Here is a 12,520-nt window from a genome sequence, read left to right on the forward strand (position 1 = left end):
GCCTGCCGCCCCGCGGCGCCCTCGTGCCGTCACGCCGTCACGGCCTATTCGACGATCGCCATCTCGCGCGGCGTGTTGTTGAAGCGACGGCCACCGGTCTCCGTGACGGTGACGATGTCCTCGATGCGGACACCGAACCGGCCCGGGAGATAGATGCCCGGCTCGATCGAGAAGCACATGCCCGGCACCAGCGGCCGTTCCTCGCCCTCGATCATGTACGGCGGCTCGTGCGTGGTGACACCGATGCCGTGTCCGGTGCGGTGGATGAAGTACTCGCCGTATCCGGCGGACGCGACGACCGCGCGCGCCGCCCGGTCGACGTCCTGGCAGGCGGCGCCGGGACGTACGGCGTCGAACCCGGCCTGCTGGGCGGCGCGCACGACATCGTGGACGTGCTGCTCCTCCGCCGTCGGCTCACCCACGTGGACCGTGCGGGTGGTGTCGGAGCCGTATCCGTGCTTGAGGCCACCGAAGTCGAGCACGACCATGTCGCCCCGCCCGATGGTGCGCTCCCCCGCCTCGTGGTGCGGATCGGCGCCGTTCGGTCCCGAGCCGACGACCGTGAAGTCCACCTGGGAGTGGCCGAAGCTCAGGAGCAGGTGCGCGAGGTCGGCCGCGATCTCGCTCTCCTTGCGGCCGGAGAAGCGGACCTTGAGGATCTCGCCGTACGCCTCGTCGGCCGCCGCTCCCGCAGCCTCGAGCCTCGCCAGCTCGGATGCGTCCTTGACAGCGCGCAGCATGGGCAGCGCCTCGGTGAGTGCCACATAGGAAGTGTCCGGCAATTGCTTCTGCAGACCGAGCAGATGCATGGCCCAGGCGTTGTCGCTGACGCCGTAGCGGCCCGTGCGGTCGAGCAGGTCCGCGGCCACCGTGTAGGGGTCCGTGCCGTCGGTCCAGTCGCGGAGGGTGAGCGCGGGCGCTCCGGGCGCGTGCCCGGCGTCGGGCGCCTCGAGGGTGGGCACGACGAGCACCGGGTCGCGGCCGTCGGCGAGGACGAGGAGGGTGAGCCGTTCCGTGGTCACGGGCCGGTGGCCGGTGAGGTGCACCAGATCGGGGCCGGGAGCCACGAGGAGGCCCGCGAGGCCGGCATCGGCGGCGGAGCGGGCGGCGCGTGCCATACGGGCACGGTAGTCGCCGGCGGTGAAGGGCGCCGGCGGCACGTTCGAGGACGGCGTGTTCGTGGTGGGCATCAGGACTCCTTCTCAGCGGCCTGAACGGGTTTTCCGCTGCCTGAACGCGTTCGGGCGGGCCCGGCCGGTGGGCGGGACGGCGGGCGGGCGGGCAACGGGCGGGCAACGACACCTGGCAGGGGCGGTGCGCGGACCGGCGGTGGCCGGACCGGCGCCGGATCTCCGTCGGGTCAGCCCTCGTCCTGCTCCTCGGCGACCAGTCTTTCCAGCAGATCCTGGAAGTCCTCCCCGACCACGATCCGCAGCCCGTCGCCGTCCTCGTCACGATCGCTGAGCTGGGTCAGTGTCCCGGCCCGCCACCAGTAGACGTACGGCGTGATGGCACCGGGTGTGTCCGCGTACCCGGAGGCGGCGAAGGCGGCCATGCCGTTCACCGTCGGGATGACACTGGTGTCGCGGATGACATGAAAGGCCACCTGGTGGCGGAAGGGCAGCGCCACGATCGCGCCGTCCGCCGTGATGTGCTGCCCGGTGACCTGGCGGACGAGCGCGTCCAGGGCCAGGACCCTGCTCGCGGTGTAGAAGGAGTCGCCGACCACCACGTCGAAGCGCATGCCGCCGGCGTCCTTGATGGTCTCGTGGCCCTCCACCGGCAGCGCGCGCAGGTTGTCCATCGCCCGCTCCCGGAGCCACGCCACGTCCCCGAGCGGCTCCAGGGCCTCGTCGGTGAGCATCATGACGCTCTCCGGCAGGTCGAGGGCGAGGACCTCGCACAGGCCCGGGGCCAGGCTCCGGGCGTAGCCGAAGGTCTTCGGGTCGAGCCCCTCCGAGCCGATCACCCGCGGATACAGCTGGGAGCGGATCTGGTCGGGCGGGAGGGTGTCCAGTGCGGAGGGCGCGTCCATGGTGCGCAGCACCATGGCGACATGCCCGCGAATCACCTCGGGCCACACTCGGGGACCCCGCTCGTCGTTGTGGCAGACCGCGGCAAGGTTGCCGAGGCCGAACTGCCGCCCGGCGCTGTCGGTGACGACGTCGGCGTAGACGGTGACCTCCAGGCCCTGCTCGGCGAACGCCTCCCGGACCTGGCCACGGAAGCGCGCGCCCTCGCCCGCCGAAAGGAAGGCGAACTCGGCGTCCCGGGGTACGTCGTCCCCGTCCCGCTTCGGTCCTCGCCGGAACAGCCCCACTTCGGCCCCCGCTCTTCCGCTGTGCGCTCAGCATTCCCGTGTGTGTGCTCAGGTTTCGAGCGTACCTACGGCACCGTGGGCCGCGCAGTCGGCCCTGCGCTGCTTCGGCCACATCCCGCGGACGGCTCCACGTGGTCATGTCACCGGATCGGATCCCCGGTGCGACCACGGCTGCCGCCCGGGAATCGCCACCGCCCGGGAACGACGGGTTCACGGCCGCGGTGGAACGCCTCCCGCTCCTCGACGAGGTACGGCTCCACGGCCTCGCGCCGCCGCCTCTCCGCCTCCGGGCCACGCCGGGCCTCGCACGCTTCCCCGGATTCCCGGAGCGACACCCCGACGACCTCCTGTCCGTCCTCCGACCACTACGCGAAGGCCCCGCATGCCCTGCGGATGGGTCTCCGGCTGCCACGCGCCCTCGAAAGCCTCCAGCGTGCCCGGCTTGATCCCTTCCCTCGCGTCGTCATCCGGACGAAGTGTTCCTCCATCACGGCCTCCTCCGGGCGGGCCGCACCCTGCTGCGCCAGGTGGGGCGCCCCCCGATCCACCGTAGGCTGCGCCAACCGCTGCCGCCTCCGCGAGCCGGGGCGTCTCGGTGCTCCGGCGGGAACAGGCCGTCAGGCCGCCCGGACGACCAGATGTGCCCGATGCCGGCCGCGCTCCACCAGGCGGGCGTTGGCCTCGTCCGAGTCCCTGACCCAGCGCTCTGCGTACGGCCGCGCCTTGCCGTGCCGGACATGCCGGTCGACGAGCCGGGGCACGCGGAGCCCGTCGTCCAGCTCCAGGTACCACGCCTCGTCGAGCAGGCCGCGGACCCTCGCCCAGGGCCCGTCGTCGTGCAGCAGATAGTTGCCTTCGGTGATGACGAGCGGAATGTCAGGCGGGACGGGGATGCTGCCCGCCACGGGCTCCTCGAGGCTCCTGTCGAAGGCGGGCGCGTACACGGTCGTGCCCTCCTCGGGTGCGCGCAGCCGGGCGAGCAGCGCGGCGTACCCCACGGCGTCGAAGGTGTCCGGCGCGCCTTTGCGGCCCGCACGGCCGAGGCGTTCCAGCTCGGTCCGGGCGAGGTGGAACCCGTCCATGGGTACGAGTACGGCGAGCCCGCCCAGCCGTGCCACGAGCTGTTCGGCGAGCGTCGACTTGCCGGCCCCGGGCGGCCCGGCGATCCCGAGAATCCGCCGGGCACCGGGCAGGGCGAGACGACGGGCACGTTCGCTGAGCTGTTCGATCGACGGATCCATGCCAGGCATTGTGCACACCGTCGGGGATACTGGGCGCCCCCGTACAGAGGAGAACGATGTCCGTGCCGCTGCCCCGAATCGCCCTGATCACGCTGGTCGTGCGTGACTACGACGAGGCCATCGCCTTCTACCGGGACGCGCTCGGCTTCACGCTGGTCGAGGACACGGACCGGGGCGACGGCTCGCGCTGGGTCGTGGTGCGCCCCGGCGGCGGCGAGGACGGCGGCACCGATCTGCTCCTCGCCCGCGCGAAGGACGACGAGCAGTTGGCGAGCGTCGGCGCCCAGACGGGTGGGCGGGTCGGATTCTTCCTGCACACGGACGACTTCGCCCGCGACCACGCGCGGATGACTGCGGCGGGTGTCCGCTTCCTGGAGGAGCCCCGCCATGAGCAGTACGGCACCGTGGTCGTCTTCGAGGACCTCTACGGCAACAGGTGGGACCTGCTGCAGCCCGCGTGACCTTCCCGGGTCCGGCTGATCGAGGCCATCGGGCGGCCGCGACGCCGGGCACGGGGGAACCGGCCCCCTGATGCGGGCGCCTGCAGCACCGTCATCCCGCCAGGGTGACCAGGAGCCGAACGCCACACACGAGTTCTGCGTCGGCAACGCGCATGTTCGCTCGCGTCCACGCCCCACCACGTCGGCAGGCACACGCCTATGAACGGGCGGGGGAGGCCGACGGTCGCCTGAAGGCTGCGGGCACGGCGCGTTCCCGAAGCCACGCCCCCGCGTTCGTCCTTCGGCCGCCCGGCCGGCCCGCCAAACCGCCCGCCAAACCGCCCGCCCGACCGGCCCGCCAAACCGCCCGACCGACCGGCCCGCCCGACCGGCCGGGCCGGCGGCGTGCGTCCCTGCCGTCCGGAGCCGGTCACGGGCAGTGGCCGTGCCCGCCATTCGGCCGCAGGCCGGTTGCGGCCCCGTCCGGCCCGAAGTGGGATCGGGGCGGATGCCGTTGTGGCGGACGGACCCTCACTGTTGTGCCGGCCGAAGGAATCGCATGCACATACCAGGATCCATGGCGGGCCGCGGGCGTTGTGCCGCGGTCACCGTAGCGGCGGTGATCTGCACGTCGATGTATCCCTTGCCCGGCCTCGCACCCGCCGGCGGCCCTGCCCCTCCTGACACTGCGCCATCCTTGCGCTGGAGCCCCTGCCCCGAGGCCCCCGGGTTCGAGTGCGCGACTCTCGGGGCGCCGCTGGATCACCGCAGCCCTGGCGGGCGCACGATCGAACTGGCCGTCATCAAACGGAAGGCGACCGGCCCCGGACGGCGCATAGGCACTCTCTTCTTCAACCCCGGTGGCCCCGGCGGCCCAGGGACCACGTCACTGCCGCTGTCGTACGACCAGTTCCCCGAGAAGCTGCGACAGCGCTTCGACATCGTCAGCTGGGACCCACGAGGGGTGGGCGACAGCACCGCCGTGCGGTGCTTCGACAGTACGGAAGAGGCCTATGCCTGGCAGAGCCGGATTCCCGCCGGGTTCCCGGTCGGCGAAGGGGAGCGGAAGACCTGGGTCGAGGCGTACGCAGAGCTCGGCCGCCGCTGCGAGGAGCGTGACCCGCAGTTGCTCCGGCACATCTCCACCGCCGACACCGCCCGGGACCTGGACCGGCTACGGGAGGCCGTGGGAGACCGGCAGCTCAGCTATCTGGGGGTGTCCTACGGGACGTTGCTCGGCGCCACGTACGCCAATCTCTTCCCCGACAGGGTCCGCGCCATGGTCCTGGACAGCAACGTCGACCCCGAGGGCTGGGTGAACCGCGGCTCGAAGAGCGAACCCCTGCTGGGCACGTTCCAGCGCGACGGCTCCGATCTGAGCTCGGCCGCGACCCTGAAGCAGTTCCTCGTCCTGTGCGGGCGCGCCGGCACCGACCGCTGCTCCTTCGCGGCCGGCAGCCCGGAAGCGACGCGCACCAAGTTCGACCGGCTGATGCGGCGCCTCCAGCAGCAGCCACTGGACACCTGGACCTACGGCAGGACCGTCGGCACCGTCCTCGACAGCCTCTACTTCGTGCACCCGCAGTGGACCGCGCTGGCCGACACGCTGCAGGAGCTGTGGCAGGGCCGCACTCCGCAGGAATCCCCGCCGCCGCCCGGCCCCCCGCCGTACCCCGCATACGAGCAGATCGACGCGGTGCGATGCTCCGAGAGCCCGAACCCCCGCGACCCGCGGCGCTACCCCTCGCTCGAGGAGTTCAGCTACGCACGGGCCGGTGACGTCGGACGCCCGGTCGCCTGGGCGACCGAGCCGTGCGCCACCTGGCCCGCGACGGCCGCCGACCCGTACACGGGCCCCTGGAACCGCCCCACGGCGCACCCCGTCCTCGTGGTCAACACCACGTTCGACCCAGCCACCCCGTACCAGGGGGCGGTGGACATGACCCGTGAGCTCGCCGACGCACGGCTGCTCACCCTCAACGGCTACGGGCACTCCGCGCTGGTCAACGCGAGCACCTGCGTCAACGACCACGAGAGCCGCTATCTGATCGACGGCGTGCTGCCCCCGTCCGGAGCCACCTGCGAACAGGACACGCCCCCGTTCGCCAAGCCTCAGGGCGGCGTCGACACCGGCGGCGGCGCGCTGGCGGGGCCCCGCGCCGGGCGACGGGCCACCGCGCCGCAGGACCCCGCTCCCCCCGGGCTTCCATAGCGGCGAGGCCGGGCGGCCTTCCCCTCGGGGCGCGTCGGCAGGGGAGGTGCGGTGGCCGTGCCGATCTTCGAAGTCCGTGACCGGCCGTCAACCAATCCCGACATGCCCTGCGCGGTCGCCCTCTCTCCCCCGTCCCAGGAGCCGGTCGCGCACCGGCGGACGGGCCACGACCTCGAACAGAGCGGGTGCGCGGCGACAGCGGCCGACCCGGGCGACACCTCCGCCGAGCTCGGACCGTGCGGACGAGCTCCTCGGATCGGTACCCCGCTCAGCCTTCGGTGGCCGTTTCTTCCGGCGTCAGCCGCAGCGAGATGCTGTTGATGCAGTACCGCTGGTCCGTCGGGGTCGGGTAGCCCTCGCCCTCGAAGACATGCCCGAGGTGCGATCCGCAGCGCGCGCACCGTACCTCCGTGCGGACCATCCCGTGCGAACGGTCCTCGATCAGCTCGACGGCGTCCGTGTCTCTCGGGTCGTAGAAGGACGGCCAGCCGCAGTGCGACTCGAACTTGGTGTCGGAGGTGAACAGCTCTGCGCCGCACGCCCGGCAGGAGTACACACCCTTTGTCTTGGTGTCCGTGTACTCGCCGCGGAAGGCCGGCTCGGTTCCGGCCTCACGGAGCACCGCGTACTCGGCGGGCGTCAGCTCCTCGCGCCACTGCTCATCCGGCTTCTCGACGTCGTACGACATTCCCTCTCCCTCGGTTGCGTGCGGCCGGGGTACGGCCTCAGTGCGACAGCCGGGCCAGGATCTGCGGACCGAGGTCCGTGACATCACCCGCGCCCATGGTGAGAACAAGATCACCCGGTGCGGCCATTCCCGCGATCACGTCGGGCACTGCCGCCTTGTCGTGGACGGCGGTCACCCGGGCACCGGCCGCGATCGCGGAGTCGACGATGAGTGCGCTGGTGACGCCCGGGATCGGGTCCTCGCGGGCCGGGTAGATGTCGAGGACGACGGATTCGTCGGCGAGCGTGAGGGCCTGGCCCATCTCGGTCGCGAGCTCCTGGGTGCGGGAGAAGAGGTGGGGCTGGAAGACGACGAGCAGCCGCGAGGACCCGGCCGCGGCGCGCATGGCATCGAGGTCGGCGGTCATCTCGGTGGGGTGGTGCGCGTACGAGTCGATCACCTGGACACCCGCCACCTCACCCTTGAGCTGGAGCCTGCGGCCCACACCGGTGTACGCGGTGAGGGCGGCGGCGAGCTCCGCGGCGTCGATGCCCGTGCGGACGCCCGCAGCGAGGGCGGCGGCGGCGTTGTGGGCGTAGTGGCGGCCGGGGACCGAGACGGTGAAGGTGATCTCGCCGCTCTCCGGAAGGGCGACGGTGACCTCGCTGGTCATGCCGCTGGGCCGGATGCCGAGGATCCGGACGTCGGAGTCCTCGCCCTCGCCGACCCTCACGACGGTCAGGTCCTCGCGCGCGGCGACCCGTGCGGCCAGCTGCCGGGCGCCCTCGTGCTCGCCGACGACGAGGGTGCCGCCGTGCGGGATCTTGGCGACGAAGGCCTCGAAGGACTCGTAGATCTCGTCCATGGAGGCGTAGTTGGCGTGGTGGTCGAGCTCCACATTGAGGACGATCGCCACGTCCGGGTCGTACTTCTGGAAGCTTCGGTCACTCTCGTCGGCCTCGGCGACGAAGATCCCGCCCTCGCCGTGGCGGGCGTTGGTGCCGGGCCCCGCGAGGTCGCCGCCGATCGCGTAGGAGGGGTCGAGACCCAGTTCGGTCAGTGCGACGGCGAGCATCGATGTGGTCGTGGTCTTGCCGTGGGTGCCCGCGACGGCGATGGTGCGGGCGCTGCGCATCAGCGCCGCGAGCGCGTCGGAGCGGTGCACGACGGGCACGCCGAGCTCGGCGGCGCGGGCCAGCTCGGGGTTGTCGGCGCGGATCGCGCTGGACACGACGACACAGGAGGCGTCGTCGGCCAGATGCCCGGCGGAGTGCCCGATGTGTACGGTCACGCCGAGCGTCCGCAGTGCCTCGGCGGTGGCGGACTCCTTGGCGTCGCTGCCCGCCACCTTGGCACCCCGCTGGGCAAGGATCTTCGCGATCCCGGACATTCCGGCGCCGCCGATGCCGATGAAGTGCGGCCGTTCCATGGCTTGGGGGATGCCGGATGCCATGTCTGTGTCTCCCAGGGTGCGACGTCTTACGAGGCCTCCAGCCTATTCGCTGTGCGCGAAGAGCTTGAGCACCGGTACTCCGACCTTGTGCCGGGCCCGCGAGGCCCAGTCCCGGTGGAAGAACTCCTCCACGTAGTGGGGCGCGGTGAGCACGATCACCTCATCGGCACCGGACTCGTCGACCACGGACGTCAGCTTGTCGAGCGGATGGTCCTCGACGACCTGGCCGACGGCCTCTGAGCCGGTCGCCCGCAGCGCCGCGAGCGAGTGCTCCAGGGCAACCTCTGCGGGTTTCCTGGCCTCCTTGCCCTCGGGCTCCTCGCCCTCACGGACGGCTTCCTTGATCTCACCCATGGCGACGTCGTCGATGGCGCGCAGCAGGAGATCGGCCTGGTCCCCGCGCGGCTGCATGAGGACGATGAACGAGATCGGCTCGTCTCCGTGCAGGGTCGTCACGAATTCCACGTCCTCGGACGTGAGGGGCTTCTCGATCATCAATACGCTTGTGAACACGTCAGGAGCCCTTCTGCGGAAACCATCCTCCCCCGTGCTCGCACGGGGTCCGAGAGTAATAGTGCCCACCCGCGGCGAACCGGAACGGCAAAGTCCGCCGATGGTCAGATCCGACGGTAGCGGGTGAAAAGGAACCCGTCCTCCTCCAGCAGCGCCGCCAGCGCGAAGCGCTCCGGCACCGCCCTCGACGGGCCTCCGGCGATCCGCTGGGCGTCCCCCGCGGTGAGCACCGGGGCCACGGTCAGACACAGCTCGTCCAGTACTCCGGCCGCGACGAACTGGCCGAGCAGCCGGGGGCCGCCCTCGGTGAGCAGGCGCCGCAGGCCGCGATCCGCCAGGGCCTGCACGGCCCTGGCGGGGTCGACTCCAGGGCCGTCCCCCGCGGTGATCACTTCCGCGCCCGCCTTCTCGGCCGCCGCCACCCGGTCGGGGGCGGCCGCGGCCCCGGTCAGGACCAGCGTGGGCACCAGCGGGGAGGTGAAGAGCGGGAGGCCGAAATCCAGGTCGAGGCTCGCGCTGACCACGGCGATCGCGGGGGCGGGACCCTGCCCCGCGGCCGCCCGGCGTCCCGCGAAGGCGTCCCGGGAACGCGCCGGACGGTATCCCTCCTGGCGCACGGTCTGCGCGCCGACGACCACCACGTCGGCCAGCGCCCGAAGGGTGCCGAAGATCCGCATGTCCATGTCGGAGGAAAGGGGCTGGGAGCGCCCCTCGTGCTGGGCGGCGCCGTCCAGCGACGAGACCATGTTGGCGCGCAGCCAGGTCCCGTCGGCGGGGTACTCATAGGCGTCGGCCAGCTCGTCGAGGCCCCACTCCCGGTCGGTCGTGTCGGCTGTCGGGTCGGTCACAGGGAACAGGCGTCGCATGCGGTGCAGTCTGGCACGGCCCGTAGAGTTGGGGACTGTGTCGACCAGCCCCATAACCGAAGCGGTTCCGCTGTCCCTGTGCGCCCGCGAGCCCCATGTTCCCGCCGACCACCTGGTCGCCGAGATGGTGCCGCCGCCGCGCTTCGACTCCGTCCGCTTCGACACGTACGTCCCCGACCCGAACCGGCCCAGCCAGACCGAGGCGGTCACCGGCTTGCGCTCCTTCGCGGCGGGCCTGGGCGGCGCCCACGCCACCGGGAGCGGCCGGCGACGCTGGTTCGCGAAGAAGCCCGCGGCTCCGGCCGCGCCGCGCGGGATCTATCTGGACGGCGGTTACGGCGTCGGCAAGACCCATCTGCTGGCCTCGCTCTGGCACGCCACTCCCGCCGAGCCGGCCCTCAAGGCGTTCGGCACCTTCGTGGAGCTGACGAATCTGGTCGGCGCGCTCGGCTTCCAGCAGACCGTGAAGACGCTCAGCGGGCACCGGCTGCTGTGCATCGACGAGTTCGAACTGGACGACCCGGGCGACACCGTTCTCGTCTCGACGCTGCTCGGCAAGCTGGTGGACGCGGGTGTGGCGCTCGCGGCCACCTCCAACACCCTGCCGGGGAAGCTCGGCGAGGGCCGGTTCGCCTCCGCCGACTTCCTGCGCGAGATCCAGGGCCTGTCGGCGCACTTCCGGCCGCTGCGGATCGACGGCGAGGACTACCGCCACCGCGGGCTGCCGGAGGCCCCCCTGCCCTTCGCCGACGAGCAGGTGACCGAGGCCGCCCGGGCGACCGAGGGTGCCTCGCTCGACGCCTTCCCCCAGCTGCTCGACCATCTCGCGCGGGTCCACCCCAGCCGGTACGGGGCGCTGACGGACGGCCTGCGTGCGGTCTGCCTCACTGATGTGCGGCCGGTGCCGGACCAGTCGACCGCACTGCGGCTCGTCGTCCTCGCCGACCGGCTCTACGACCGGGAGGTGCCGGTGCTGGCCTCGGGTCTCCCCTTCGACCAGTTGTTCAGTGAAGAGATGCTGAAGGGCGGGTACCGGAAGAAGTACTTCCGGGCAATCTCGCGGCTGACGGCGCTCGCCCGCGACGCAAAGGCCCTTGTGGACAAGTAGGTTGGGGTCGGCCGGCCCCGATTCACGGAGTCCACAGGGAAGGGAACCATCATGGCTACCACGCGTCAGGCGCACACGGTCTGGGAGGGCGAGCTGCTGAAGGGCTCGGGTGTCGTGACCTTCGACTCCTCCGGGATCGGCGACTTCCCCGTCTCGTGGCCGTCGCGCGCCGAGCAGGCGAACGGGAGGACCAGCCCCGAGGAGCTGATCGCCGGCGCCCACTCCAGCTGCTTCTCCATGGCCCTCTCCCACGGCCTCAACGGTGCGGGCACCCCGCCCACCCGGCTGGAGACCAAGGCCGAGGTCACCTTCCAGCCCGGTGAGGGCATCACCGGTATCCATCTGACCGTCGAGGGCCAGGTCCCCGGTCTCGACCAGGAGGGCTTCCAGGCCGCCGCCGAGCAGGCCAAGAAGAACTGCCCGGTGAGCCAGGCGCTGACCGGGACGACGATCACCCTGACGGCCAAGCTGGCGTAGCTCCAGCGCCCCACCGTGGCCCCGTACCGCCTGGTGTGACACCCATGGGTGTGGCACAAGGGCGTGCGGGGCCATCTCGCTTCCGCCGGCGCGGACTTGCCTTCAAGGACGTGCCCGTCACCCGAGTACCGCGACGCCGCGGGAGGATCCGTCTCGCGCATCGCTCGCGGCAGCGACCGTTCCGGCGGAGGATCGGAGGACCGGTCCACTACGGGAAGGAACACGCGGTGGCGAAGAACAGCGACAGGAGGACCGAGCCCGTCCGGCTCCGTGAGCTCCTCCAGGCCCCTCCCGGCGAAGGAGTGGACCTCGCCCTGTACGACGCCGACGCCACCCCGGCCGGCCCCGGTGACAAGGCGGCGGGCCTCGCCGCCACCGCGGCGATGGCCGCGCCCCTCGCCGGACTCCAGGAACGGCTGTACGCGGCGGCCACTGCCGGTGACCGCCGCCGTCTGCTGCTGGTCCTCCAGGGCATGGACACCAGTGGCAAGGGAGGCACGATCAAGCATGTGATCGGCCACTTCAACCCCTCCGGCTGCCGGATCAAGGCGTTCAAGGCGCCCACGCCGGAGGAGCGGGACCATCACTTCCTCTGGCGGATCATGCGGGAGCTGCCGCACTCCGGCGAGATCGGGATCTTCGACCGCTCGCACTACGAGGACGTGCTGATCGCACGCGTGCGCGGTCTGGCACCGCGCGAGCGGATCAGGCGCCGCTACGGCGAGATCAACGGCTTCGAGAGGGCGCTTGCCGAGGACGGGGTGACCTTCGTCAAGGTCTTTCTGCACATCTCGTACGAGGAGCAGCGAAAGCGGCTGCTGCGACGGCTGGACAACCCGGACAAACACTGGAAGTTCCAGCCGGACGACATCGAGGCGCGCGAGCTGTGGCCCGCGTACCGGAAGGCCTACGAGTTGGCCCTGAAGCGCTGCTCAACAGCGGATGCGCCCTGGTACATCGTCCCGGCGGACCGCAAGTGGTACCGGAACTGGGCGGTCAGCAGGCTCCTGCTGGAGCATCTGGAGGAGCTGGACCCGCAGTATCCGGGGACCGATCTCGACCTGGAGCGGTACCGGAAGATGCTGCTCGAAGGAGCCTGACCGCACGTTCGGGAGGCTCCTGTCGGGAACCGGGCAAACCGGGCAAGGAGAGGCGCCGCTGCCGGGCCCTGATGGTGCCCCACCCCTCTGCTGCCAGAAGTGGGCCCGGCACGGCACGACGAG

The 12,520-nt window shown here is 71.6% G+C and carries 12 protein-coding genes; 5 read left to right on the forward strand and 7 right to left on the reverse strand.

Features of this window, described 5'->3' with window-relative positions:
• Nucleotides 1–44 precede the first annotated feature (44 nt).
• From ACFU5O_RS25500 to ACFU5O_RS25510, 3 genes are all read right to left on the reverse strand, one after another.
• Entirely contained in the window at nt 45–1,190 is a 1,146-nt protein-coding gene (locus ACFU5O_RS25500; protein ID WP_384244130.1) for an aminopeptidase P family protein, read from the reverse strand.
• Nucleotides 1,191–1,360: 170 nt separating this feature from the next.
• Nucleotides 1,361–2,320, reverse strand: a complete 960-nt coding sequence (locus ACFU5O_RS25505) for a hypothetical protein (RefSeq protein WP_384244131.1) — start codon at nt 2,318–2,320, stop codon at nt 1,361–1,363.
• 617 nt (nt 2,321–2,937) lie between these two features.
• Nucleotides 2,938–3,561, reverse strand: coding sequence for a nucleoside/nucleotide kinase family protein (locus tag ACFU5O_RS25510; protein ID WP_384244132.1), 624 nt, complete (start codon nt 3,559–3,561; stop codon nt 2,938–2,940).
• Between the two features lie 68 nt (nt 3,562–3,629).
• Between ACFU5O_RS25510 and ACFU5O_RS25515 the strand changes: the two genes are divergently transcribed.
• The gene (locus ACFU5O_RS25515) at nt 3,630–4,022 is read left to right on the forward strand and encodes a VOC family protein (protein ID WP_384244279.1); all 393 of its coding nucleotides are present in this window, start codon (nt 3,630–3,632) and stop codon (nt 4,020–4,022) included.
• Nucleotides 4,023–4,698: 676 nt separating this feature from the next.
• Nucleotides 4,699–6,213, forward strand: coding sequence for an alpha/beta hydrolase (locus ACFU5O_RS25520; RefSeq protein WP_384244134.1), 1,515 nt, complete (start codon nt 4,699–4,701; stop codon nt 6,211–6,213).
• 268 nt (nt 6,214–6,481) lie between these two features.
• Here the strand turns inward: ACFU5O_RS25520 and msrB are convergent, their stop codons facing one another.
• The 4 genes from msrB to ACFU5O_RS25540 form a co-directional block, all read right to left on the reverse strand.
• A complete protein-coding gene (msrB, locus tag ACFU5O_RS25525) occupies nt 6,482–6,901 on the reverse strand; it encodes a peptide-methionine (R)-S-oxide reductase MsrB (protein WP_384244135.1) in 420 nt (139 codons plus the stop codon).
• A 37-nt stretch (nt 6,902–6,938) separates the two neighbouring features.
• Nucleotides 6,939–8,333: a UDP-N-acetylmuramate--L-alanine ligase gene (gene murC, locus ACFU5O_RS25530; protein WP_384244136.1), complete on the reverse strand. Its 1,395-nt coding sequence runs from the start codon at nt 8,331–8,333 to the stop codon at nt 6,939–6,941.
• Between the two features lie 42 nt (nt 8,334–8,375).
• Nucleotides 8,376–8,828 (reverse strand): indole-3-glycerol phosphate synthase, encoded by a 453-nt coding sequence (locus ACFU5O_RS25535; RefSeq protein ID WP_384244138.1) that lies wholly within the window; start codon nt 8,826–8,828, stop codon nt 8,376–8,378.
• Between the two features lie 122 nt (nt 8,829–8,950).
• Nucleotides 8,951–9,712, reverse strand: a complete 762-nt coding sequence (locus ACFU5O_RS25540) for a pyrimidine reductase family protein (protein WP_384244139.1) — start codon at nt 9,710–9,712, stop codon at nt 8,951–8,953.
• Here ACFU5O_RS25540 and zapE point away from each other — a divergent pair.
• From zapE to ACFU5O_RS25555, 3 genes are all read left to right on the forward strand, one after another.
• The gene (gene zapE / locus ACFU5O_RS25545; RefSeq protein WP_384244140.1) at nt 9,711–10,820 is read left to right on the forward strand and encodes a cell division protein ZapE; all 1,110 of its coding nucleotides are present in this window, start codon (nt 9,711–9,713) and stop codon (nt 10,818–10,820) included. The two genes, ACFU5O_RS25540 and zapE, sit on opposite strands and share 2 nt — an antisense overlap.
• A gap of 51 nt (nt 10,821–10,871) precedes the next feature.
• Complete coding sequence (locus ACFU5O_RS25550) at nt 10,872–11,297, forward strand: OsmC family protein (RefSeq protein ID WP_384244142.1); 426 nt, start codon at nt 10,872–10,874, stop codon at nt 11,295–11,297.
• A gap of 227 nt (nt 11,298–11,524) precedes the next feature.
• Nucleotides 11,525–12,397: a PPK2 family polyphosphate kinase gene (locus tag ACFU5O_RS25555; protein ID WP_384244143.1), complete on the forward strand. Its 873-nt coding sequence runs from the start codon at nt 11,525–11,527 to the stop codon at nt 12,395–12,397.
• Nucleotides 12,398–12,520: the final 123 nt, after the last annotated feature.

The organism is Streptomyces sp. NPDC057445, from assembly GCF_042802855.1.
Taxonomy (GTDB): domain Bacteria; phylum Actinomycetota; class Actinomycetes; order Streptomycetales; family Streptomycetaceae; genus Streptomyces.